This window comes from [Clostridium] scindens ATCC 35704 (assembly GCF_004295125.1).
GTDB lineage: Bacteria > Bacillota > Clostridia > Lachnospirales > Lachnospiraceae > Clostridium_AP > Clostridium_AP scindens.
This window is the reverse complement of sequence record NZ_CP036170.1, coordinates 1428057-1453420: the sequence shown is the minus strand read 5'-3', so window position 1 is coordinate 1453420 and position 25364 is coordinate 1428057. Positions and strand designations below refer to the sequence as shown.

Annotated in this window: 22 protein-coding genes; 3 read left to right on the top strand and 19 right to left on the bottom strand. The window is 47.1% G+C overall.

Going from position 1 to position 25364, the window contains the following annotated elements; all coding sequences use genetic code 11:
• Nucleotides 1-98 precede the first annotated feature (98 nt).
• A complete protein-coding gene (locus HDCHBGLK_RS07395; RefSeq protein WP_004607829.1) occupies nt 99-707 on the top strand; it encodes a helix-turn-helix domain-containing protein in 609 nt (202 codons plus the stop codon).
• A 14-nt stretch (nt 708-721) separates the two neighbouring features.
• A complete protein-coding gene (locus HDCHBGLK_RS07390) occupies nt 722-2278 on the top strand; it encodes an ATP-dependent nuclease (RefSeq protein ID WP_004607830.1) in 1557 nt (518 codons plus the stop codon).
• An 88-nt stretch (nt 2279-2366) separates the two neighbouring features.
• Here the strand turns inward: HDCHBGLK_RS07390 and guaA are convergent, their stop codons facing one another.
• The 11 genes from guaA to cls form a co-directional block, all read right to left on the bottom strand.
• Complete coding sequence (gene guaA, locus HDCHBGLK_RS07385) at nt 2367-3914, bottom strand: glutamine-hydrolyzing GMP synthase (RefSeq protein ID WP_004607831.1); 1548 nt, start codon at nt 3912-3914, stop codon at nt 2367-2369.
• 120 nt (nt 3915-4034) lie between these two features.
• Nucleotides 4035-5402 carry an MATE family efflux transporter gene (locus HDCHBGLK_RS07380; protein ID WP_004607832.1) on the bottom strand — a complete coding sequence of 456 codons (1368 nt, stop codon included), beginning with the start codon at nt 5400-5402 and terminating at the stop codon, nt 4035-4037.
• Nucleotides 5403-5464: 62 nt separating this feature from the next.
• Nucleotides 5465-5695 carry an HPr family phosphocarrier protein gene (locus HDCHBGLK_RS07375; protein WP_004607833.1) on the bottom strand — a complete coding sequence of 77 codons (231 nt, stop codon included), beginning with the start codon at nt 5693-5695 and terminating at the stop codon, nt 5465-5467.
• Between the two features lie 121 nt (nt 5696-5816).
• Nucleotides 5817-7340: a response regulator transcription factor gene (locus HDCHBGLK_RS07370; protein WP_004607834.1), complete on the bottom strand. Its 1524-nt coding sequence runs from the start codon at nt 7338-7340 to the stop codon at nt 5817-5819.
• Nucleotides 7337-9079, bottom strand: a complete 1743-nt coding sequence (locus tag HDCHBGLK_RS07365) for a sensor histidine kinase (protein ID WP_004607835.1) — start codon at nt 9077-9079, stop codon at nt 7337-7339. The genes HDCHBGLK_RS07370 and HDCHBGLK_RS07365 overlap by 4 nt, the downstream gene beginning before the upstream one ends.
• Entirely contained in the window at nt 9076-10317 is a 1242-nt protein-coding gene (locus HDCHBGLK_RS07360; protein WP_130574573.1) for an ABC transporter substrate-binding protein, read from the bottom strand. The genes HDCHBGLK_RS07365 and HDCHBGLK_RS07360 overlap by 4 nt, the downstream gene beginning before the upstream one ends.
• A gap of 155 nt (nt 10318-10472) precedes the next feature.
• Complete coding sequence (gene spoIIID, locus HDCHBGLK_RS07355; RefSeq protein ID WP_004607837.1) at nt 10473-10751, bottom strand: sporulation transcriptional regulator SpoIIID; 279 nt, start codon at nt 10749-10751, stop codon at nt 10473-10475.
• A gap of 322 nt (nt 10752-11073) precedes the next feature.
• Nucleotides 11074-11412 (bottom strand): nucleotidyltransferase domain-containing protein, encoded by a 339-nt coding sequence (locus HDCHBGLK_RS07345; RefSeq protein ID WP_167738464.1) that lies wholly within the window; start codon nt 11410-11412, stop codon nt 11074-11076.
• A 15-nt stretch (nt 11413-11427) separates the two neighbouring features.
• Entirely contained in the window at nt 11428-12768 is a 1341-nt protein-coding gene (locus tag HDCHBGLK_RS07340) for a sodium-dependent transporter (RefSeq protein WP_082210559.1), read from the bottom strand.
• Nucleotides 12769-12896: 128 nt separating this feature from the next.
• Entirely contained in the window at nt 12897-13952 is a 1056-nt protein-coding gene (gene tig, locus HDCHBGLK_RS07335; protein WP_004607840.1) for a trigger factor, read from the bottom strand.
• Between the two features lie 118 nt (nt 13953-14070).
• Nucleotides 14071-15546, bottom strand: coding sequence for a cardiolipin synthase (gene cls / locus HDCHBGLK_RS07330; RefSeq protein ID WP_004607841.1), 1476 nt, complete (start codon nt 15544-15546; stop codon nt 14071-14073).
• A gap of 145 nt (nt 15547-15691) precedes the next feature.
• Here cls and HDCHBGLK_RS07325 point away from each other — a divergent pair, with 145 nt between their 5' ends.
• Nucleotides 15692-16132, top strand: coding sequence for a hypothetical protein (locus HDCHBGLK_RS07325; protein WP_004607842.1), 441 nt, complete (start codon nt 15692-15694; stop codon nt 16130-16132).
• A 28-nt stretch (nt 16133-16160) separates the two neighbouring features.
• On the opposite strand, the gene HDCHBGLK_RS07320 is transcribed toward HDCHBGLK_RS07325, so the two are convergent.
• The 8 genes from HDCHBGLK_RS07320 to HDCHBGLK_RS07285 form a co-directional block, all read right to left on the bottom strand.
• A complete protein-coding gene (locus HDCHBGLK_RS07320; RefSeq protein WP_004607843.1) occupies nt 16161-16607 on the bottom strand; it encodes a DUF1934 domain-containing protein in 447 nt (148 codons plus the stop codon).
• Between the two features lie 8 nt (nt 16608-16615).
• Nucleotides 16616-17461 carry a glutamate racemase gene (gene murI, locus HDCHBGLK_RS07315; RefSeq protein WP_004607844.1) on the bottom strand — a complete coding sequence of 282 codons (846 nt, stop codon included), beginning with the start codon at nt 17459-17461 and terminating at the stop codon, nt 16616-16618.
• A 139-nt stretch (nt 17462-17600) separates the two neighbouring features.
• A complete protein-coding gene (gene pfkA / locus HDCHBGLK_RS07310) occupies nt 17601-18578 on the bottom strand; it encodes a 6-phosphofructokinase (RefSeq protein ID WP_004607845.1) in 978 nt (325 codons plus the stop codon).
• Between the two features lie 68 nt (nt 18579-18646).
• Entirely contained in the window at nt 18647-22123 is a 3477-nt protein-coding gene (locus tag HDCHBGLK_RS07305) for a DNA polymerase III subunit alpha (protein ID WP_004607846.1), read from the bottom strand.
• A gap of 198 nt (nt 22124-22321) precedes the next feature.
• Nucleotides 22322-22558 (bottom strand): hypothetical protein, encoded by a 237-nt coding sequence (locus HDCHBGLK_RS07300; RefSeq protein ID WP_004607848.1) that lies wholly within the window; start codon nt 22556-22558, stop codon nt 22322-22324.
• Nucleotides 22559-22608: 50 nt separating this feature from the next.
• Nucleotides 22609-23448 (bottom strand): CvfB family protein, encoded by an 840-nt coding sequence (locus HDCHBGLK_RS07295; protein ID WP_004607849.1) that lies wholly within the window; start codon nt 23446-23448, stop codon nt 22609-22611.
• Nucleotides 23449-23475: 27 nt separating this feature from the next.
• A complete protein-coding gene (locus HDCHBGLK_RS07290) occupies nt 23476-24192 on the bottom strand; it encodes an acyl-[acyl-carrier-protein] thioesterase (RefSeq protein WP_004607850.1) in 717 nt (238 codons plus the stop codon).
• A complete protein-coding gene (locus HDCHBGLK_RS07285; RefSeq protein WP_009247898.1) occupies nt 24179-25363 on the bottom strand; it encodes a cation diffusion facilitator family transporter in 1185 nt (394 codons plus the stop codon). Before HDCHBGLK_RS07285 ends, HDCHBGLK_RS07290 begins: the two co-directional genes overlap by 14 nt.
• Nucleotide 25364 lies beyond the last annotated feature (1 nt).

The following is a 25364-nucleotide window of genomic DNA, read 5'->3' as shown; positions in this document are numbered from 1 at the left end:
AGCGATATCGCTATTGTCAAGTGTTTTGAAATGCCTGTAGAAAATTTTTTTCATACGTGATATAATGTAGCCATCTCGATACATGGAGGGCGATAAAAATGACCGTAGGAGAAAAAATCAAATACTGCCGTAAACAAATCGGAATCACGCAAGATAAATTGGCTGAACTGACCGGCATCCATCCGGTGTCCATCCGAAAATACGAAACAAATAAAATGCAGCCACAACCTCCTCAGTTAGAGAAGATTGCAGCCGCACTCGGTGTCAGTTATAATGCTTTAAATGGCAGTGATACTGCCGGACTTCGTTTGGAAACAGTCGGTGATCTGATGGGCATACTTATGGTGCTTTGTAATTCCAGTATCCTACAGATTAGCGGAGAGCGTGGGGAAGATAAACTGTTAAAGGATAACACCGTATCCATTCGTTTGAATCCGGTTCTTTCCTCTTATCTTGAAATCGGATATACTGTCAGAGGAAAAACACATACGCTGTCTTTACAAGATGCTTTGTTGAATATCAGAAGTTATAAGGTATTTAATGACTTGTTGAAATGGGAAAAGATGAATTACCTCTACCAGAGTGCTTTGAAATCCGCTGGTGATAATCCAAATGAAGCTACACAGGCAGCTATTGATGAAATTACTGAAACAAAAGAAAAAGTAGAATTGGAATTACAGAAAAGCCAAATGGCACTCTGTTTCTAAATGGAGGAAAAATTATGAATAAAAAATTACATGTAGAAATAAACAACATCAAAGGTATATCCTCCCTTGAGATAGATATGCCACTTAAACCAGATGTATACGCAATTACAGGAATTAATGGAATTGGTAAAAGTACTGTATTATCCTCTATTGCTCCACGATTAGTACGCCCAATCAATTTCTCTATGTTAAGACCGTTTGATTACACAGATGATTCATTCATATCTTTTACAATAGATGAAAACACTGAAAAGTGGCAACCCCAAACAAACGGTAGATGGACTTGCTCAACATCTCCCACTTTAAATTTGCGAGGTTTTCAAGAGGGTAGTATCACAAAAGGTACTCGCTTTTCAAATACATCTTCATATAAGACATATAAAAAGCTGCAACGTGTCAACCGTCACTATTTGCTCCCGGCTGATGATTTTGTCAGGGAAAATTTAGGACTAATTTTACATAATAATAAAAACTACTACGAAAAATTATTCCGAATAGACCGTAATAAAGCTGAGCAGATATACCAGTATCGTGGTGTACCATATTTTCTGGAAACCAATAATCACTTATTAAGTCATTTTGATTTAAGTACTGGTGAATTTTTATTAATAAATCTACTACACCTACTCAATAATTTATTAGTGCGCACTAATAATAGTGAGAAATTAAATTTGATACTTATTGATGAAATTGAACTCGCTTTACATCCATCGGCAATTAAGAGATTAGTTGAATTTATGAAAAACATATCTCATAGATACAACGTTGCTACATATTTTTCAACACATTCTCTCGAAATAATACATGCACTTCCTATTGATAATCTGTTTTATTTAAAGCAGATTAATGATGATACTATTGTTTGTGAAACGCCATGTTACCCAGCATATATAACACGTGACATATATTCTCATAATGGTTATGATGTAATCATCCTTGTAGAAGATGATCTGGCAGAGTATCTTGTAAATAATTTCATTCACAAAATAAATCTTGATGAAAACAAACGTATTCAAGTTTTGCCTGTTGGTGGCTATGATAACACATTAGATTTGCATGAGAATTTTATTACCGATAGAATTCTCACTGAATCATCCCATATTATCAGCATCATTGATGGGGATGTTCAAGACATAGTAAGAAAAAAAATAGATGAAGATAAATTATGGTCACGCATACCAAACAATAATATTCTCTTTCTTCCTATCGAAAGTCTTGAAAAATATTTAAAAGTTCAACTTTTTGATATGCATAATTATGAATTAATGAGAAAAATCAGAGATCGTTTATTTAAATTCCAAACAGAACCAAATTGGTTTGAGGCACAGTATAGAGAAAACATAAATACAAAGAAAAAGCATGATGCCGAACAAAATAAGCCTATTAAAAATGATACCGAATATTTTACTAACGGAAAGAACTTATTTAGTATACTATCTGATGAATATGTTAATAACGGTGGCAAAAAAATCGAGTTCAGAAAAGCTATATGTCAACTAGTCATTGATTACAACGACTATACTTCTTTTGAGCAAAGACTGGGAACAGCATTACAGCAATTATTTCACTGATTATATATTTTGTACTCATTCTGTACTCACCCCACATACAAAGAGCCCGGAAACCCGCATAAATGCTGGATTTCCGAGCTCCATTTTTTTATTCAAACTCAATCGTCCCAGGCGGCTTAGAGGTAATATCATACATCACTCGATTCACATGATCTACTTCATTCACAATCCGGCTGGTCACCTTATGCAGCACTTCCCACGGGATCTCCGCGGCTTCCGCCGTCATGAAGTCTATGGTGTTCACCGCTCTGAGGGCCACCGCGTAATCATAGGTCCTCTCATCCCCCATGACGCCGACGCTTCGCATATTCGTAAGCGCGGCGAAGTACTGGCCGACGCTTTTATCCAATCCGGCATTAGCGATTTCTTCCCGGTAGATTGCGTCTGCGTTTTGAACCATCTTAACCTTTTCTTCCGTCACTTCTCCGACAATGCGGATGCCAAGTCCCGGGCCGGGGAACGGCTGGCGGAATACCAGGTGCTTAGGGATGCCAAGTTCCAGTCCGGCTTTCCTTACTTCGTCTTTGAACAGGTCGCGCAGGGGCTCGATGATTTCTTTGAAGTCTACACAGTCCGGCAGGCCTCCCACGTTGTGGTGGGACTTGATGACTGCGGATTCTCCGCCAAGCCCGCTTTCTACCACGTCCGGGTAGATGGTTCCCTGCACCAGGAAGTCTACCGCGCCGATCTTCTTGGCTTCTTCTTCGAATACGCGGATGAATTCTTCCCCGATGATTTTACGTTTTGCCTCCGGCTCTGAAACTCCTGCCAGTTTCTCGTAGAAACGCTGCTGGGCGTTGACACGGATGAAGTTCAGGTCATAAGCTCCTTCTGGTCCGAAGGCAGCCTCTACTTCGTCTCCTTCATTTTTACGGAGAAGCCCGTGATCTACGAATACGCAGGTCAGCTGATCTCCTACAGCCTTGGACAGCAGGACTGCTGCCACGGAGGAGTCTACGCCGCCGGACAGGGCGCACAATACTTTGCCTTTGCCGACTTTCTCCCGGATCTGCCTGATGGATTCTTCCACGAAGGAATCCATCCTCCAGTCTCCGGCGCAGCCGCATACGCCAAGCACGAAGTTGGACAGCATCTTCGTGCCTTCTGCAGTATGGAGCACTTCCGGATGGTACTGGATCGCGTATAATTTCTGCTCCGGATTCTCGGCCGCTGCCACCGGGCAGTCTGCCGTGTGGGCAGTGATTTCGAATCCCGGCGCCACCTTAGAGATGTAGTCAAAATGGCTCATCCAGCAGATGGTTGGGGACGACACGCCTTCAAAGATTGGCGACTGGGTTTTATCTATGATGACTTCTGTCTTGCCATATTCCCTGACGTCGGCGCTTTCTACCTTGCCGCCCAGTATGTGCATCATCAGCTGGGCGCCGTAGCACAGTCCGAGGACTGGTATGCCAAGTTCGAATAATTCTTTCTTATATGTGGGCGAATCCGCCTCGTAGCAACTGTTGGGTCCTCCGGTCAGGATGATTCCCTTGGGATTCATTTCTTTGATCTTCTCCAGGTCTGTCTTGTAGGAATAGATCTCGCAGTATACGTTGCATTCTCTGACACGTCTTGCTACCAGCTGGTTATACTGCCCTCCAAAATCAATGACGATTACTAATTCTCTCTTCACAAGAATTCCTCCTATTTTGTCAATCTCGTACCTATTGTGTCCAAATCGGGTAAATGTCTCTCAAAATCAGGTTCTATTATATGATAGAAGCCCCCTGTTGACAAGGGACTTCTTTTGATTTTACACAATCACGCTTTTGCGCCAGGTACCTTTGAAATACCGGATCACAAAGCACAGCGCCCGGAATACCCAGTCGATGACCATTGCCACCCATACGCCGAACACGCCCAATCCCATGTATTTACCCAGCACGTAACTGAATGCGATTCTGAAGATCCACATGGACAGTATGGATATGTACATGCATGCCTTGGCATCTCCCGACGCACGGAAGGTAGCCGGCAGCGTAAAGGATATGGGCCAGATCAGGATTGCGCTGATTCCATGGAAATGGATGATCTGCTCGGTTGCACTGGCTGTCACGTCTGACAGATTATAAGCCTTGATGATCAGCGGAAGGATGGAGAATATGAAGAACACGGTCGCCGCCATGCATACATAGGTGATCACCATCAGTTTCCGGTTGTAATATTTCACCTGTTCGTAGTCTCCTGCCCCTACGCATCTTGCGATCACCGTAGTAACTGCCAGGGATATTGCCATTCCGGGAAGTATCTGGAATAGGGCGATGGCGTTGCCCACCGCATTTGCCGCGATAGCGTAAGTTCCAAATGTGGATACCAGGCTTAAAACCAGGATCTTGCCCAATTGGAACATGCTGTTCTCCAGGCCGTTTGGCACGCCGATGCTCAGGATCTTCTTTACCATCTGCCAGTTGAACTTATAGCGGAAGGTGCGCTCGATATGTAGAAGCTGGTTCGGATTGCACAACAGGGCAATGATGATAACCGCTGCCACCATCCTGGACACCAGGGTGGGAATGGCCACGCCTTCCGTCCCTCTGTGGAATCCGTAGATCAGGATCGCGTTTCCGCCAACATTGATGATATTCATGATGATGGATACTTGCATGGACACCTTGGAATTGCCCATGGCACGGAAGATCGCCGCGCCTCCATTATACAGGGCCATGAACGGGATAGATGCCGTCACGATCATCAGGTAGGTATTGGCATGCCCCATTACGTCGGCCTCGATCTTTCCGAAGATCCCGTGCAGGATGAAGTATTTTCCCGCATAGACCAGCAAGGTAATCACAACCGAGCACAGGGTAATGAACCATACCAGCTGGGTGGCTGACTTACAGGCTTCCTTTTGATTCTTCTGTCCCAGATACTGTCCGGCCACCACCGCGCCGCCGGTTGCAAGGGCGGCAAATACATTGATCAGCAGGACCATGATCTGATCTACCAGCGATACGCCGGAGACGGCTGCCTCGCCCACGCTCGCAATCATAATAGAATCCGCCATGCCAACAAGTACTGCAAGAAGCTGCTCGATGACCAACGGAATAATTAATGCAAGCAGCGCCTTATTGTCGAATAAGTAGCTGCTTCTGTCAACTCTTTTTTTCATTTTCTTCTCCATAATAAAAACTCCTCATCGTAAATTATACGACAGGGAGTTTCATTACACAAGCATCACTTTGCTTATGCAGCGACATATTTTTCTATATCCTTCCAGAGGTCATCACATTCTTCTTCATAGACTTTCAACTCAATCTCATTTTGAAAACCGAGATTCATGAGTCCCAGCAGAGATTTCGCGTCGACGATATAACGGCCGCGCTTCATGTCCATGTCATAAGGATATTTTTCGACCTTTCTTACAAATTCTAATATATCGCTTGGATTTTGAAATACAACGATTCTTTTGCTCATAACAATCTCTCCTTTTTCGTTATGAACATCTTAGCATAATCTCCCATCCCTCCAAGGTGGAAATTTTTTAAAAAAGTAGAAATTTTTAACGGTTTTTTCCGAATTTTGCCTGTTTTTGTCCTTAACTGTTCTTCTTCCGGTACTCTGCCGGAAGCATCCCTACTTCATCCTTGAACACTTTGCTCATATACTTGGGATCAGAGTACCCAACCATATCCGCGATCTGATTGAGCTTAAGCGTTGACTTTAACAGCAATTCCTTTACATTTTCAATGCGGTATTTACGGATCGTCTCGGTAAATGTCCTGCCGGTCTGCTTCTTAAACTGGGTGCTTAGGTATTCTTCGGACACATGCAGCTTGGCAGCCACTTCCTCCAAGGTGATTCCCTGGTTATAGTACTCCTGGATATGCTGTATGGCCTTCTGGACCAGCAGGCTTACGCCATCTTCCCCGATGTTTTTCAAGGACAGATTTTCAAAAAATGTAAGAAATGCTTCTTCAATATCCTGCCAGAATATTGCGTCGGATATGGACGTAATCATATTCTGCATAGACACGGATGACTCCAGTTTCCCTGATTCCTTTGCCACGTGCAGCAGGCTCATCATATAGCGGCTGCATGCTTCTTTCATATCCTGGGGCGTGCACGCTCCCTCCCTGCAGTATTCCCGGAAGCGGCGCAGACTGCTTAAGAACTCTTTCCGGTCGCTATCCGCCACCGCCTCCTTCGTCTGCACCTCGATGTCAATAGGGTACTTGATCGGATAGGTCTGGGTCGCGTCAATCAGCCTCTTGCTGATCAGCGTCCCTCTGTCAAAGAAAAGGTTCCACTCCAGCACGCTGTCCATCTCCAGAATCGCTTTCCTTATATTCAAGAGTCCCCGGCAGTTCCCCCAGGCGCAGCTGAGCCGTCCGGGTATCTGGCTTCCAAGCATCGGAACCACCGTCTTTTTAAAATATTCTTTTATTTTATCCTGGTCTTCCAACTGGTACAGAATGACGACAATCGAGCCCTTTTCCTGGAATTCGATAACGTAGAAATGGAATTCATTGCTGTGAATACCTACTTCTTCCATGGTCCGGCGAACCATCTCATGGTAGCGGTCATAATTATCGCTTAATCCAATGCCAAATATGGCAATCTGCTCGTCCCCCCTGATTCCATACCGCTCGGTAATCATGTCAGCCAGTTTCCCGTCTTCATCCAGCTGGCCTGTTATGGCGTTCAGAAAGATATATTCCAGGCTGAACAGCTGCTCCTTGCTCTGTTCTTTGGAAATATTCACCTCTGCCTGTTCCAGGGCCTTCTTAAGTTCCGCAATCTTGATCGGCTTCAGCAGATAGTTCTCGATTCCCAGTTCAATGGCCCTCTGCGCATATGCAAAATCCGAATAGGCGCTCAGGACGATAGCCTTGCACTCTATGCCTTCCTCCCGCACAATGGAGAGCATGGTAAGCCCGTCCATATCCGGCATGCGGATATCCAGGATTACCAGGTCCGGCTTCTCTTTGCGGATCAGTTCCAGCCCTTTTTTGCCGTTTTCTGCCTTTCCTACCAGTTCATAATTCTCGTTAATCTTCTTCAGAATCTTGCTCATGCCTTCCCGGATCGGCGCTTCATCTTCTATTACCGCAATTCTCATTGGCCCTCCTCCTTTCTGCCTTCTTCGTCTGCCTGCCTATGAGGGCTGACTACAGGGATAAACAGATGCACCTTCGTGTACTTGCCCAGCGCGCTCTCAAAATATAGGTCCGCCTGATCTCCATAATATAGGTTCAGGCGCTTTCTCACGTTGACGATTCCCATGTGCTCTCCAGAATCTTTTTCATCTGCTTCATTTTCGCTGTCATTAAGCCTCTGTAAGACGTCTTCCGGAATTCCGCGGCCATTGTCCTTTACGATGATGTGCATCTGGCCTCCTGCCGATCTCATGGTAATCCCCAGTTTCAGTTCGCCTTCTTTCTGCTTCAGGCCATGCCGGATCGCATTCTCTACAAATGGCTGCAGAAGCAGTTTGTGGATTCTGTATCCGTATAGTTCTTCCGGCACCTTTACTTCTACCTGGAGTTCTCTTCCAAGTTTCGCCTTCTGTAGCAGGATGTACATTGCAAGCCAGTGCAGTTCCTGTTCAATCGAAGTCTCTGCCCCTGCATTCTTAACCGTATATCTTAAGATATCCGCCAGGGCTCCTAACATTTCGCTGATTTCGAATTCTCCCAGTTCAATGGCCTTCCAGTTGATGGTATCCAGCGTATTATAGAGGAAATGCGGATCTATCTGGGCTTCCAGCGCGGATAGTTCCGCGTTTTTCTGCTCAACCACCGCCTCTTTGACCTGATTGATCAGGCTGTCAATATGGCCCACCATTTCATTGAATCCCGAACTAATCTTGCGCACCTCTACCGTCATATTCTCGGTAACAGGTACCCGTGCCTGGAAGTTTCCCTGTTCCGCCTGGCTCATGGCATCTGCTATCTGGTCGATCTCCTTAAGGTACGGCCTGGTCAAAGAATACGTCAGCGCCATCAGTAGTAGGATTGCGCCTACTGCTATGAATATCCAGAACAGGATCTGCTCCTTTAAAGTCTGGTGATATAGCCTCAGGGACTGGGCATTACAGATCGTAAATCCACTCATTTCATTCATTTTCCTGGTGTAGCGGAATTCTTCGTCCTTCGCCGCATCCAATTTCTTTCCACATTTATCTTCCTCGTACGCTGCTATGATCTTCCCCTTCTGAAGCAGGTAGATGTCGGCGTTCTGCCCAGCATCCAGAACCGGCTCCAGCACATCCGTATTAATGCTTAGAATCACGGTTCCTATGGACTTATGGATATCCCGGTAGTCTACGAATTCCCGGATGATCTGGAACATATAGACCTTATCATTCCCCGACTCTATAGGCTGTCCCACCCCCCGGTACAAGGCCCCCTTTACTACCTCAGGCGCCCTTATCTTGTCCGCCCAGCTGCTGCTTACGGAGGAGGCTGATAGCCTGTCATAAAAGATGACCTGATTTTCCTCTGTAATAATGGTAATTCCCTCTATGCCGTCATTTCGGTTACAGATATGGCTTAATTCATGGCGTATCCTGCTGCTGTTTACTTCCAGGGTATCCTTCTTCTGATTGATATCTTCCACGATTCCAATTATCTCATCATCCGTGCACAAGTCATACAAAAGCGTATCGTACTTATCCAATATCATATCCAGGCTCTGGTCCGCCCGGTTCAGATTGTTGTCAATCTGCATCTGTATATTCTCGTTCAGGCTGCTGCGCAGCCTGTATTGGGATATCAGGGCAAACAGGACGATGGGGATTCCGGTAGCCAGTATGAAGATCGGCAGCAGGCGTCTTCTAAGCGTCATCTCTCTTCTCATTGTCCACCCTCCCTGATCTTCTGTATGCTATCCGCCGCTTCCTCTAATATTATGCGCTCATCTTCCTCGCCGATAATAGAATGCTCAAGGGCAGACACTACCGTTCTCGTAATATCCGGCCATTGATAGGTAAATTCTCTGGTTCTTGCGCAGGAAAGCATTCCGATGAACTTATGCAGAACCGCGTCTTCCTGAAACTGTCCATCTAAAATGTCCTTTCTGGCCGCCATATAGCCCAAATCATCCATATACCCGGCCATCCTGTCCATGTCGCTTATATAATTCAGGAATTCGATTGCCGCGTCCTTTCCTTTGCCGTCCGTCACTCCGAAGATCTCTCCCCCGAGAACCGTCACCTTATCGGAAATGGACGGGATATCCGTAACATCAAACGCAAGATTGGGATTGATCTTGCGGATATACTCCACCTGCATAGGATTGCCGATCATCATGGCAATATTGCCTTTTGCGAACTGCTGGGCAAGATCCTTATGGGTCAGGCTGATGCTCTGCCGGCTTACGACGCCATCTTCGGTAAGATCCCGGAACAGTTGGAATGCATAGGCGCTCTCCCGGGAGTTCAGGCAGTCCACATCCCCGCCCATAGACCACAGTACCGGAAGGAATGAATACATGCTCTCTTCACTCTCCAGGGCCGGCTGGGCATACCCATAGACTCCATCTGCTGTCAGCGCCTTTGCCGTATCGTAGAATTCCTGCCACGTAGCCGGCGGATTTAATCCGCGCTTTGCCAGCATTTCTTCATTATAAAATAAGGCGACACAGTTCACTCCAAATGGAAGCCCTTTGATCCGCCCTCCTTCCTCGCATGGCGCCAATGCCTCCGGCAGATAGTCCTCAAGCCCTTCGATCTCATCCGTCAGATCCGCAAAGGACTGCGTATGCTGGAAGAATTGGAAGTCTGCCGAATCTACCAGCGCAATATCCGGCATGGTTCCCTCATACATGCTAAGCGCAAGTTCCTTCTTAAAATCCGCGTCCGGTATATATCTGGTGGTCACCTCTATATCATCCTGGGAATGGTTGAATTCATCAATCAGATCCCCCAGCACTTTCTGCTGGTAAGCCATATCCCAGTAATACCATAGTTCTATCTGCTGCTCCTCATTCTGCTTTATCTTTTCTTCCTTCCCGCAGCCGCCAATGCCGGCCGCCGCCAGGGATACCGCCAGCATTGCTGCCAATGCCGCAGACAGGAATCTTATCTTGTCCCTCAAGTCTTTTCCTCCTGTAGTATCGCTATCACCAATAGTAGTCCCTACATTTTAACATATTGACCGCCTGCGGACAAATTTTTTCCTGGCATTGCTTCTTCCGTGCTTATAGCAGGGCAGAAAAAAAGAAGGAGATTTGCGCAATCTCCCACTCCTTCTCAGATACTCGTTCCGACTGCATCCTGCCCATGCTGATGCAGATACTTCTCTCTGGTAGCCATGCCTCCTCGGATGTGCCGTTCCGACTTATTCATGTCCAACACCTTGCGTGCCTCGGCAGCAAGAGACGGATTAATCTTCAATAAGCGTTCCGTTACGTCCTTATGTATGGTAGACTTGCTAACTCCGAACGCCTTGGCTGTCTGCCTTACAGTGGCTTTGTGCTCAATGATATAATATGCTATTTCTACTGCCCTCTCCTCAATATAATCCTTCATATCAATAACCCCTGCATAGTTTGTTTTTTACAATCTATGCAGGGATCAGAAAGCTTATTCGCAATTTAGAGCATCTGTTTAATCTTCTCTTTTGTCATCCAAGAAAAACTACCGGAATCAATTGATGGTTACTTTTTACATTTTGATATTCTGTTTTTATATAAAATTGACTATTGTATCATTATGTCGATTACAGTCCACCTCATCCAATACATGGATTGCCGATATAATATATTGCATAATATGCTCTATTATTGGCTCCTCTGTATTCAGGAATTTCAAACAGTGCTTTCGCCGATTTTAAATCTTCTTTTTTCCGGTATTATAAACATGCTGCACGATATAGCGTCACCCCTTCTCGACTAACATTTTTATAAAATGGATAAGACTCCTGCCATTTTAAAAATAGTTCCTTGCTTTTTGCGATCGGCTTAATATCTATATCATGCTCCATATTAAAGTCAAATGTTATCTCTGACAACTGCTGTCGATATTTCTTAAGTTCCATCTCATCCAGATTAAGAAGAATCATAATGTCAACATCCGAAAATTCATCATAAACTCCTCGAGCATAAGAGCCATATAAAATAACAGCGTTTAGATGATTTCCATATATAAAAAATATCCTGCGGCATGCCCTAAGGGCAATCTGCCGCAGGATATTGCATTTCTTGCTCTATCCGATTCCTCCAAAGAAAATTCCAAGCACATACACCACCAGGGTAATCCCTACGAATACATACTTCGTCACCGGCTCGAACCATTTTCCCAGAGGCTTTTTCGCCCCGGTCTCCACCTGCTCTCTCGCAAATCCCTTCGGACATACCCAGTAGAAGATGATTCCCGCAAGAAGCGCGCCAAGCGGAATGATGTAGATCGATACCGCATCCATCCACGCGCCTACGGAGTCCCCGCTCTCAATGAAGACACCCACTCCCGCGGATACTGCCGCAACAATGGCCACCGCTGCCTTCCGGGACAGTTTGACTTGCTGCTGCAACGCCTCGATAGAAGTCTCGAACAGGTTCATCAGCGAAGTCAGAGCCGCAAAGAGCACAGCCACGAAGAAGATTACGGCAAACACCTCGCCAAATGGCATCTGCTGGAACACTGCCGGAAGGGAAATGAACATCAGCGGAGGGCCGCTGGCAACATCCAGTCCGAACGCAAATACTGCCGGTATCACCACCACGCCCGCCAGAAGCGCGGCACAGGTATCAAAGAAGGCCACGTTCTTCGCGCAGCTGACGACGTCCACATCTTTCTTTAAGTAACTTCCATACACAATCGTGCCGGATCCTGCCAGCGACAGGGAGAAGAAGGCCTGTCCCAGGGCATATACCCAGGTCTTGATATCCCCCAGCTGCTCCCATTTGGGTACGAACATATAGCGGTACCCTTCCGCCGCGCCCGGCAAAGTTGCCACCCGAAACAGAAGGATAATGAAGAACAAGAAGAATACGGGCATCATAACCTTGTTCATCTTCTCGATTCCCTTCGTTACTCCTAAGGCCATGACCAGGAAGGTAAGCGCCAGGCCCAGCATCTGCCATCCCACGCTTCCAAAATCTACCGCCAGCCCTCCAAAATAGGCCCCCATATCTTCGATCTTCGTCAGGCTTCCGGTAACCGCGCTGCTTAGATACTTTAAAAACCACCCCACCACGACAGAATACCCAATGGCAATGCCAAGGGAGCCAATCACCGGTATCATCCCGATGGCCTTCCCCCACTTCTTTCCCTTTTCTCCAAATCGCATCCCCATCACATTGGAAAAGGCCCCCAAAGGCCCTGTCTTCATGCTCCTGCCAAACGCCATCTCCCCGATCACGCCGGAAAATCCCAGCAGGATTACAAATATAAAATACGGGATTAAGAATGCCGCGCCGCCAAATTTGCCGGTTCGATATGGAAACATCCAGATGTTTCCCATGCCTACCGCAGATCCGATGCAGGCCACGATAAATCCCAGCCTGGTGCGAAACTCATCTCTCCCTTTTTCATTCCCTCTCGACATCATCTCTCTCCAATCGTTTTGTTCTATAGGAAAGCCCTTTCTCCTCGCAAAAAACCCTTGCATAGCCGATTTCTTTATTCTATGCAAGGGGTCTTTATATGTCTTTACTTCCTGAAACTACCAGCGGCTTATTTTGAAGCAACCTGCACGCAGTGCTCTGTCAGCCATTCTTTCACCATGTTATTCAGTGCAATCTCTTTTAGATCTTCCTCGGATGCTGCTTCCTTAACTGCTTTGATATCTTCATATCCGTACGCGTCCGCAATCTTCTTCAACTGCTTCTCGTACTCTTTATCATCCATTTTGATCTTTTCTTTGTCCGCGATGGCATCCGTCACCAGCTGCTGCTTGACACTTGATTTGGCTGCTTCGTCCACCTGGGCCTCGAAATCTTCTACTGAACTTCCCATCTGCTCCTTAAGGAATGTCTCGTAATCTGTCTGATAATACTCCGCTGCCGTTTTATACTGCTCGACCAGGGAATCAGAGATTTCTTTTACCTTTTTCTTCGGATACTTCTTCACCTTCGTGTTGTCCAAAACTTTTTGCCATACCTTCTGGGTTAGCGTATCCTTGTAAGTGGTCTGGGCATCATCTTCCAGCTGCTTTTTTACTTCCTTCTTATACTCTTTTACATTCTTTGATTTCTCAGAAACCGTCTTTACAAACTCATCGTTCAGTTCCGGCACCACCTGCTCGCTGATGGACTTCACCGTAATGGTAAATACTACCGGCTTCCCTGCATATTCCGTTTTATTGTAATTATCCGGGAACTTGCCCTCCCAGTCATAGGTATCTCCGATGTTATGGTCCACAACGCTGTCCTCAAATCCCTCAATAAACTGGCCGGAACCTATGGTCAGAGGGTAGTCTGTTCCCGATCCGCCTTCAAATTCTACTCCGTCAATCTTTCCTACGAAGTCAATATTCACCGTGTCCCCGGACTTCACCGCCCGGTCTGTGATATCATTAGTGGTTGCATTGGTCTGAAGCGTTGCCTGGATTGCATCTTCCACGTCTTTATCCGTAATCTCGTCCGGCTTGCTGACTTGATCAACTTCTACTCCTTTATATTGGGATATATTCAGGCTGTCTGTCTCCAGTCCCTTGCTCCCTTCGCAGCCTGCCAGCATCATGGATGCGGCAAGTATTCCTGTTAATAGCACTACAATTTTCTTCTTCATTTTACACCTCTTATTATACTTTCCGTTAAATCACACTATTATGTTATAGCACATTTAACAGAACTTTCAAAGCATTTTCACACATATTTCACTCTTTATTAAGAATCTGCCCTGCCGGTTACAGCACAGGGGAGAGCAGCCTGCAGAACTGTTCTTTGATTCGAATGAGCAGATTGCGCTGCTCATACTTCTTTCTTGTCACCAGAGTGCTCTTGGTAATATCGTTCTCAAATGCCTCCATCAGCTTTTCCGTCGTCCTGGCGCTGTAGATCACCGCATTGACTTCAAAATTCAGGCTGAAGCTGCGGATGTCCATATTGGCAGTTCCCATGCAGCTGACCAGTCCATCCACGCACATGCACTTGGCATGGAGGAATCCATTGTCATAAGTGTAGCATCTTGCTCCTGCCTCGATCATCTCGCCCAGATAAGAGTAGGTTGCCCAGTATACGAACGGATGATCTGGCTTGCAGGGAATCATGATGCGCACGTCGATTCCAGACTTGGCTGCAATTACCAGGGCATCCGCAATATCATCATCCGGTATGAAATACGGAGTCTGAATGTAGATGCTTTTCCTTGCCATATGAATCAGTCTCAGATAATTGTCACGAATCTCCTGGCTTCTGGAATCCGGGCCGCTTGATATGATCTGAATAGGGTCGCGCCCGTTCCGGATATACGTAGGAATCTCAAAAATCCGATCCTCCAGAAACAGATTTTCCTTAGCCGCGTAATTCCAGTCCAGCACAAACCGTACTGCCAGGGAAGTGACTGCCGAGCCTTCGATGCAGATGTGAGTATCCCGCCAGTATCCGAACTTCTTATCCTTCCCCACATACTCTCTTCCAATATTGAATCCGCCCACGAACCCGATTCTTCCATCTATAACCACGATCTTCCTGTGGTTCCGGTAATTCACGCGTAACTGGAGCTGGCCGAAGATCGCCGGAAAGAATTCCGCCACCTCGATGCCTGCTTTCTCAAGGCGCATCCAGACCGAGTTACGCATCCCTCTACATCCCATGCTGTCAAACAGCACCCGGACTTCGACTCCCTGCCTCGCCTTCCTGACCAGGACTTCTTCTATCTCCTGCCACAGTTCATCATTACGGATAATATAGTATTGCAGATGGATGTAGTTTCTCGCATGCTCCATCTCCGTAAGCAGTGCATTAAACTTCTCCCGTCCATCTGTATAAATTCTGATATCGTTATTATCCGTCAGTACTGCTTCTCCTTCGTTCAGGTTATATAAGATCAGGCTTTTGAACCGCTCAAGCTCGGGATCCCGAAGCCTTAATTTCTTACGATAGATAGATTCCTCCTGCCGCCGGACAGCATATTTGATCTCTCCTTCAATCTCCTTCATCTTGAACATCCGGTCCTTGCGGAAATTCTGCCCCAGCACCAGATACAGCACAAATCCCAGCACCGGTATAAAGTAAAGCAGCAAAAGCCACGCCCACACCGTCGTAGGATTCCTCCGCTGAAAAAATATGATCAGCAGCGCAAATATGATGTTAATAAGAAACAGATGGTCAAGTATCCACCAGTATACGGTTCCAATTCCCTCCGTCACAGTATGAAGCATGCTACTCTCCTTAAAAATCTCGTTATTTTATCTATTATACCGTTTCTTGCCGGAAAAGTAACCCCAAAATCTCAAATCTCTTGCACTTGCGTTCAAAGAATGGTACAATGTAGTTCGTGTAAAATAGATTTTTAGGAGGTTCGCCGTGAAGACGTTAACGATTGTATTGCTTGTTATTTTAGTCGTTTTAATCATTGCTTGCATCGTATTGTATTTCTTAGGAAAAAGAGCAGAGAAAAAGCAGGCCGAACAGCAGGAGCAGCTGGCTGCCGTCGCACAGACCGTGTCCATGCTTATCATTGATAAAGGCAAGATGAGGCTTAAGGAAGCCGGGTTCCCAAGTATTGTCGTAGAAGGTACGCCAAAGTATCTGCGCCGCTCTAAAGTTCCTGTAGTAAAGGCTAAGGTAGGCCCGAAGGTAATGACATTGATGTGCGATGCTCAGGTATTCCCATTGATTCCCGTCAAGAAGGAAGTAAAGGCTACCGTAAGCGGTATTTATATTACCGCGGTCAAAGGATTAAGAGGGCCATTAGAGACTCCTCAGAAGAAGAAAGGCTTCTTCGCAAGATTAAGAAACAAATAAGGACAAGCCACATAAAAAGCATTGGATCTTACCGGTCCAATGCTTTTATATTCATCTCGATATTGCAGTCTGCCACCATCTCTCCATTGACATCCAATTCGTAATTCACATGGACATCTATGATTTTTTCCTCCGACTTTACCGTCATTTCCTTTGTATGGATTCCCACCAGAAGTTCTCCGTATGGCGTCTCATACTCCGTCATATTGATCTTGCCTTTTTCAAAGACCATATGGGTGTTGGCAAGCCCGCTTTTCATGATTTCCAGTTTGCCGTCCTCGGCAATGCGGATCTTATTCTTAATCGTACCGGGCATCCCTTCCACCACTTCGTCATAGATCACATAATGCTTGCCGTTCTTGAAGTAATACGCCGCAGGCGTAATAACTTCGATCGGCTCATTCTCATCTTCTTCCGTTACTCCGGCCACATCGTAATGTAGGCCGGATATGCTAAGTAATACATCCTTTGTCATAGGCTCTCCTAGTATTCCTCAATGTTAATCTGCTTCGTCGTCGCTACATCATATGGCAGGATGGAATTGGCGAACTTCGTAAACTTCTGGGCGGCGTCGCTTACATAGAACTCATAGGTCGCGGGTATGCCTGACTGATTGGCAATGCCGCAGTCATTCAGCGCGGCCTTCAGGTCCATAGCTGTCTCATAGGCGGGATTCACGATATGGATCTCTTCTCCGAAGTAAGCCATGATCTTGGAGCGAAGCAGTGGATAGTGGGTACATCCCAGAATCATCGTGTCAATCTGCGTTGACTTCATATCCGACAGATAGAAATCAATGGCCTCTTCCGTAATCTTGTGCTTTGCAAACCCCTCTTCCACAAGCGGCACGAAAAGCGGGCATGGCTTTCCGATAACGGATGCTTCCGGATTCAGGCTATGTATCACTTTGGTATAAGTCTCGCTCTGTATGGTCGCCTCCGTCCCCACCACGCCAATCTGGCCGTTCCTTGTCTCCTTGACAGCTGCTCTGGCTCCCGGCCCTATCACTCCGATCACCGGTACATCCGTCTCCTTCTGCACCGTGTCGAGCGCAAGGGCGCTTGCCGTATTGCAGGCAATCACGATTGCCTTAACATTCTTCGTCTCCAGGAAGCGAATAATCTGCCTGGAGAACCGGATAATATTATCTCTGGACTTGCTTCCATAGGGAACTCTTGCCGTATCTCCAAAATACACCACATTCTCCATAGGAAGCTGGCGCATGATTTCCCGCGCTACCGTCAGCCCTCCCACGCCAGAGTCAAACACTCCTACCGGCGCTGTATTTTCTCTATTATTCTCCACAATTATTATCTCCTTTAAAACCATTCGTAATACTCATTGTAACGTCAATCCCTGCTGTTTTCAAGAGTAATTTCCCCAAAGCGGGTTTATGGGTGTTCCTGTATATTTAAAAAGGCATTGGATTTTTCTTCATCCAATGCCTTTTTCTTGCCTCATAGAGTTCCTATAATGCAAGTTCCTTTGCTATCTCATACTGGTATGCCGGAATTCCTTTCTGCATGCCCAGTGCCTCGTCGATGTCAAAATCAACGTATTCTCCATGCTTGTATCCCACCACGCGGTTCGTCTTTCCTTGTTCAAGCAGATCCACCGCCAGCGCTCCCATGATGGATGCATAGACTCTGTCCTTGCAGGTAGGGCTTCCGCCTCGCTGCATGTGTCCAAGCACTGTTGCCCTTGTCTCCATGCCCGTCGCCTCTTCGATTCTCTTCGCCATGTTCATGGAATCGCCAATGCCTTCTGCATTGATGATGATATAGTTCTTCTTTCCACGCTTCCGGCATTCCTGAATGTCAGCAACGATTGCCTCTTCGTTATAGTCATGCTCTTCCGGCATCAGGATACGCTCCGCACCGTTGGCAATGCCGCACCACAGTGCCAGATATCCGGCATCTCTTCCCATAACCTCGATGATTGAGCATCTTTCATGGGAAGTAGAGGTGTCGCGTACCTTGTCAATCGCTTCCATTGCCGTATTCACTGCCGTGTCAAATCCAATCGTATATTCTGTACAGGCAATGTCAAGATCGATGGTTCCCGGCAAGCCAATTGTATTGATTCCCAGGTTTGCCAGTTTCTGGGCACCCTTAAAGGAACCGTCTCCTCCGATTACTACAAGCCCGTCAATTCCATATTTCTTACAGATAGCCGCCGCCTTCTGCTGTCCTTCTTCTGTGCGCATCTCGTCGCAGCGCGCTGTCTGAAGGATCGTGCCGCCGCGCTGGATGGTGTCGGATACATCTCTGGCTGACAGGTCAATAATCTCTTCATTCAAAAGGCCCTGGTATCCTCTCCTGATGCCTCTTACTTTCAGTCCTTTTCCTAATGCCGTCCTGACTACCGCACGAATTGCCGCATTCATTCCCGGCGCGTCCCCACCGCTTGTCAATACGCCTATCGTACGAATTATTTTCTCTGCCATCTTAATTCCTCCATTGTATTAGCGTTCTTCTTAATTCCTTACTATCCTCGTGCTACATTGTACATGAATTAACGAATGTTTTCAATGGGTTTTTCTATAACTTTTACACAAGATTCCCCCAGATAATTCGTCAATCTGCTTAACAGACGGGCATCCGCGCTTACGCTCCGACCGGCCCCGAGTCGTTTTACCGCCTTCTCTTTCCGACAGTAGATGACCACCGCATCCTGCCCGTCAGAGTCCTTGATCAGATCCAGAAGCTGTGCTTCTTCCGCCAGATATTCTTCTTTGCTGCCATACTGAAGCCATATTTCCCGCTTCGTCTGCTCAAAGGGAATCACCGACTCGCAGATCAGCTTGCTGGGGGCATCGTCTTCCTCGGATACCCGACCCTTAATGAATACTTTGCTGTCCTCATTCAGGTACTGCTGATTCTTCTCATAATCCTTTGGAAATACCACCACTTCGACCGACCCCAACATGTCTTCCAAGGTCACAAATGCCATTACTTTATTATTCTTCGTATATTTGATGGTCTTATCGGTGATCATTCCTCCAATAATTTCCCTGGCGCCGTCTGAAACCTTGGTGTGCCCGGTATCTTCTACCAGCTGGAAATCCAGGGTAGTCTTGGATATGCTCTTTCGCCACTTCTCTTCATATTCTTCCATGGGATGGCCGCTAAGATACACGCCCAGCACTTCTTTTTCAAATGCCAGCTTCGTCTCCTTCTCGTACTCTCCCACATCTGGAAGCGGTATGTCAAACTCTGCCTTCTGATCCTCATCCACCATATCGAACAGAGACATCTGTCCGGTCATGGAATATTTCCTTTCCTGGTTAACCTGATCCAGAATCTGCACGTAGATGACCATAAACTGCTTCCTGGTCCCACCCAGGCTGTCAAATGCGCCTGACTTGATAAAACTTTCGATCGTACGCTTGTTGACCTCTTTTCCAGAGAGACGTTCGATGAAATCCTTCATATTCTTGAATTCCCCTCTGGCCTCCCGTTCTGTCAATATCGCCTGGATGACCGGCTTGCCGATGCTCTTGATGGCGGCCAGTCCATAGCGAATATTGCCGTTATCTACGGAGAAGCTTCCCTCTCCCTTGTTAATGTCTGGGGGCAGGATCTCAATTCCCATCTGGCGGCAGGTATAGATATATTCTGATACTTTCCCCGGATTTTCAATGACGGATGTCATAAGAGCCGCCATGAACTCCACCGGATAGTAATACTTCAGCCATGCCGTCTGATAGGATACCACCGCATAGGCGGCCGCATGGGATTTATTAAAAGCATATTTGGCGAAATCAATCATCTCATCATAGATCTTATTGGCAGTCTTTTCATCAATTCCATTGGCGATGCAGCCGGGAACCCCTTCGGCCTCATTGCCGTACACGAAACTCTGGCGCTCCTTCTTCATGACATCGCCCTTTTTCTTGGACATGGCGCGCCGCAGCAGGTCGCTTCGTCCCAGCGTGTATCCTGCCAGATCCCGCACAATCTGCATGACCTGCTCCTGGTAGACGATGCAGCCATAGGTAGGGGCAAGAATCGGCTCCAGCTGGGGGCAGTCATAAGTGATGTTATCCATATGGTTCTTGCCCTTGATATACTGCGGTATGAAATCCATCGGGCCCGGACGGTATAAGGAGATGCCGGCAATGATATCCTCCAGGTTCTGCGGCTTTAGTTCCTTCATGAAACTCTTCATCCCGCCGCTTTCCAGCTGGAATATGCCATCCGTACGCCCTGTTCCTATGGAGTCCAGCACTGCCTTATCATTATAGTCGATCTGTTCCATATTAATGTCTTTGCCAGAGGACCGGCTTGCCAGCTTGACCGCATCCTGAATCACGGTCAGCGTCCGAAGCCCCAGGAAGTCCATCTTAAGCAGCCCCAGTTCTTCCAGCGTAGTCATGGTAAACTGGGTGGTGACAGAGCCGTCAGATCCCAAAGACAGGGGCACATACTCATCGATCGCCTTCTGGCTGATGACTACCCCGGCCGCATGCATGGATGTATGCCTGGGAAGTCCTTCCAGCCTCTTAGACATATCAATCAATTCCCTGACCTGCTCGTCCTCCTGGTACATTCTTTTAAATTCCGGGTTAACCGTCAGTGCCCGCTCAAGCGTAATATTCAACTCTGTAGGCACCATTTTCGCAATACCGTCCACGAATGCGTAAGGCAGATCCATAACCCTTCCTACGTCCCTTATAACGCCTCTGGCAGCCATAGTACCAAAGGTGACGATCTGTACCACCCGGTCGGATCCGTATTTTTCCACAACATAGTCGATGACCTCCTGCCTGCGCTCGAAGCAGAAGTCCACGTCAATATCGGGCATGGATACGCGTTCCGGATTCAGGAAACGCTCAAACAGCAGCTGGTACTTAATTGGGTCGATACTGGTAATTCCAAGGGTATACGATACGATGCTGCCCGCCGCCGACCCCCTTCCCGGACCTACCATGATGTCATGATCCCTGGCATATTTGATAAAGTCCCACACGATCAGGAAATAATCCACATATCCCATGGACTTGATTACGGACAATTCGTACTCCAGCCGCTCTTTCAAGGATCCCTCCCCGTCCGGATAACGCTCCTTTAATCCGTCATAGCATAATTTATTCAGATATTCCCAGGAAGTATAGCCTTCCGGGACATCGTATTTCGGCAGTTTGGTCACGCCGAATTCAATCTCTACATTGCAGCGGTCCGCAATCTTCTGCGTATTCTCAAGGGCCTCCAGGGCATAAGGGAAGAGTGTTTTCATTTCTTCTTCCGACTTGATATAGTACTGGCCGCCCTCATAGCGCATACGGTCTTCATCCGCCACCTTCTTGCCGGTCTGGATGCACAGGAGGATATCATGGGCCTTCTCATCCTCCGCGTAAGTATAGTGGACGTCATTGGTGGCCACCAGTCCAATCTGCGTCTCCTTTGCCATCCTAAGCAGCGACTGGTTCACCAATTTTTGTTCCTGGATCCCGTGATCCTGCAATTCCAGGAAGAAATTTCCCTCCCCGAATATCTCCTGATATCTTAATGCCGCTGCTTTTCCCTCTTCATACATCCCGCGGACAATATTCTTCTGTACCTCTCCCGCGAGACAGGCGCTGAGGGCAATGATGCCTTGGTGGAACTCCTTAAGGATCTCCATATCCACACGAGGCTTATAATAATATCCCTCGGTAAATCCCCGGGATACGATCTTCATCAGATTGTGATAGCCCAGATCAGTCTCCGCAAGAAGAACCAGATGGTAATACCTGTTGTCCCCGCTTCCTACTGCTTCTTTATCAAACCTGGAGCCTGGCGCCACATAGACTTCGCAGCCCAGGATCGGCTTTATGCCGACGGCCTTGGCAGCCCTGTAAAAATCAATAACGCCGAACATGACGCCATGATCCGTGATCGCTACGCTGTCCATTCCCAGTTCCTTGACTCTGGAAACACATTCTTTAATTTTGTTGGAACCGTCCAGCAGACTGTACTCTGTATGAACGTGAAGATGTGCAAAACTCATATCCCTTCCCACTTTCTATCTGTAAACATCGTTGACTGTCCTGTATTTTTATACTATACCAAAAAACCTTGTTTTGGGGAAGTTCCTTTTTCTTACACGTGAATCTAAAAACCGGACAAAAAAACTGCCAATGGATAATCCTCCATTGGCAGTAATCATTTCTGCTATCTGCTTATATCATCGTCAAGCCCCGGCCTGTTACTGGCCGTTGATCATAAAGTTCACCAGTTTGTCAATATCTTCCTTCTCATATGCAATAATCTCTAACTCCGGAATCTCTCCATTAGAGAAAATATTCGCCATAGACACGTACTGGGACAGTTTGGACTTTAAGTTCAGCCTGTCGCCCTCGCCTGTTACTAACTCGACCCTGCCTTTGCACTGGTCAACTACCTTAAAAAATTTATCTACGTCTGTGATGTTCTGTACTTTCATCTTCTACCAATCTCCTTTCCAATTTTCAATCCTTCGCCCCTTATTATAAACTATTTGTTACGGATTTCAATGCTTTTTTCACCAATTTCTATCTTTCCTTCTTTTAAAAGGCGGCCAATTGCGCGCTTGAACGCGTTCTTGCTTAAATCAAACTCCTTCTTGATCAATTCCGGGTCAGCCTTATCGGTAAAAGGAAGGCTTCCGCCATATTCCTCCATCCGCTTCATAATCAAGTCCGCATCCACATCCATCTGGAGAAAAGCCTTCTCCCTCACGCTGAGGTCTAATTTTCCGTCCTCTTTTACTTTCACAACCCTTGCTTTTACTCTGTCTCCCACTCTGAGCTTCCCAAAGGCTTCCCTCTTAGGTATCAATGCGGAATAGAGATTGTCCACTGCCACGAATACGCCGAAATTATCGCTTAACTCATAGATGATTCCTTCCACCTGGTCATCCACTTTATAAGGAGAATCCGTACGCAGCCTTTCGTAGACCTTCATGGTGGCGCACAGTCTTTGCGACTTGTCGATATATAGGGCTACCAGGATCTGGTCCCCCTTCTTAAGCGGCGCCGTCTGCTCCCGGAAGGGAAGCAGCAGATCCTTCTCCAGCCCCCAGTCCAGAAATGCGCCAATCCCGCCCGTCGCAGCGACGTTAAGTACTGCCAGCTCTCCCAGCATGATCTTTGGCTCGTTGGTGGTGGCAATCAGCCTGTCCGAAGAATCCTTATACAGGAATACTTCGATTGGATCTCCCACCTCCACGCCTTCCGGCACCTGCTTTTTCGGCAGAAGTACCTTCTCCTGGCTGTTCCCCAGGTACACGCCGAATTCCACTTCTTTTACCACCATAAGCGTCTTCTTTGTTCCTAATCCTTCTTCTAATGTCATGCTTTCCTCCTTCTTAATCCCTTGCCTCTACTTTAGTTCTACGACTGCGTAGGGCTTTCCTGCTTCATCGCACAGTTCCACTACCGTCCGGTCTTTTTCATACGCTGTCCGGGGATAGATGACATCCCCATATACGGCCGATCTCTTATATTCTACCCGCAGCTGCCGTACTTCCATCCGTTCTTTCAGTACTTCCAAAGCCATCTGCACATACTGGCAGTTGTTGACATGTTCATTGGTATCTATATGATATTTCCTTACCGGAAATGCATCCATAGGCTCTGCATCCTTCGCAAGCGCGATCTTCCTGGGCGCATACTCCATCTTCAGGGGCTCCCCTTCTCCGTATGCCTTCGTCTCGTCTTCTCCCGGCTTTGCCGGCCTTCCCTTCTCTATATCCATATAGACCCATACCGAGTTGGCGCAGGCAGTCATCTGCCGCCCTTCATCTTCCATACAGAAGTTACGAAGCCCATAGAGGCCGTTGAATTCGGTAGCCCAGGTACTGACGCTGATCTCTTCCCCCAGGGAGGGGTATCTGTCGATCACGACCTGCCAGGCAGACAGGATCCACGCCCTTTTATATTTTGCGAAGTGGTCTACTCCAAGGCCCAGTTCTTCCGACTGAAAGGTGCTGCAGTCCTGGAAATAGTTTACGATCCCCGGAAGCGTGATCCGTTTGGTGTGATCTACTTCGCTGAATCTTACCCTGCTTTTAAAAGTATATTGATTATCCCTTTGCACTTGCTACATAACTCCTTTCAATGGTGATAACGCACTGGTATCTTTTATCTGCCATCTGAAGCAGCTTCCGAAGCGTCATCTTCAGTTCATTCTGTTTCTGCGTACTGTACTCAAAGGGCACCACCATGTCAAAGATCAGATTGATCTGCTCTTTTCCGTCCACCATGCGGAAATCATGGATGGATACGCGGAAGTCCACTGCATCCAATATCTGCTCCACCTGATGCCGCACCTCCAGCACATGCGCGTCCTTCGTCTCCACCGGATCCATATGTATTACCAGGAATATTCCCAGACGCTTGGCCGCATCCCGCTCGATCCGGTCTATGATCTCGTGGGAAACTTCGATGTCCACGTCATTGGGTACCTCCGCATGGATGGATGCCATGCTCCTGCCCGGCCCGTAATTGTGCACGATCAGGTCATGACTCCCCACGATCCCTTCATACTTTTCCACGAATCTGCTGATCCTCACATACTCTTCCGGAGCCACTGCCTCGCCAATCAGCGGCTCCAAAGTATCTTTGGCAATGCCGATTCCGGCCCACATTACCACCAAGGATACGCCGATTCCTACGATTCCGTCAATATTGATTCCCGTAATCTTAAAAAATAAAACGGACGCGATGGTGGCGGTCGTCGTCACCACGTCTCCCATGGCATCCGTAGCCGTAGCCATCATCACTTTGGAATCAATCTTCTTCCCAAGCTTCTTATTAAACATGCCCATCCACAGTTTCACGCCAATGGACAGAACCAGTATGATGACGGATACTGCCTGGAATTTTAACTCTTCCGGGTTCTGTATCTTGCGGATGGAATCTTTAAAAAATGTAAATCCAACCTGCAGTACCAGGAAGGATACCACAAGCGCCGCTATATATTCAATCCTTCCATGGCCAAAAGGATGCTCCTCATCCGCCGGCTTGCTGGCCATCCTTACCCCCACAAGCCCTACGATGGAAGAGCCGGCATCTGACAGATTATTGAACGCATCTGCCATGACAGAGACGCTGTGCAGGAAGAATCCTACAGCCCCCTTGACCACAAACAAAAGAACGTTGCAAAAGATGCCCACCACGCTCGCCAATACTCCATAGGCGGTGCGGACAGACACCTTTTCAACGTCTTCGTGATTCTTAACAAAATGTCTAACTAAAAATTCAGTCATG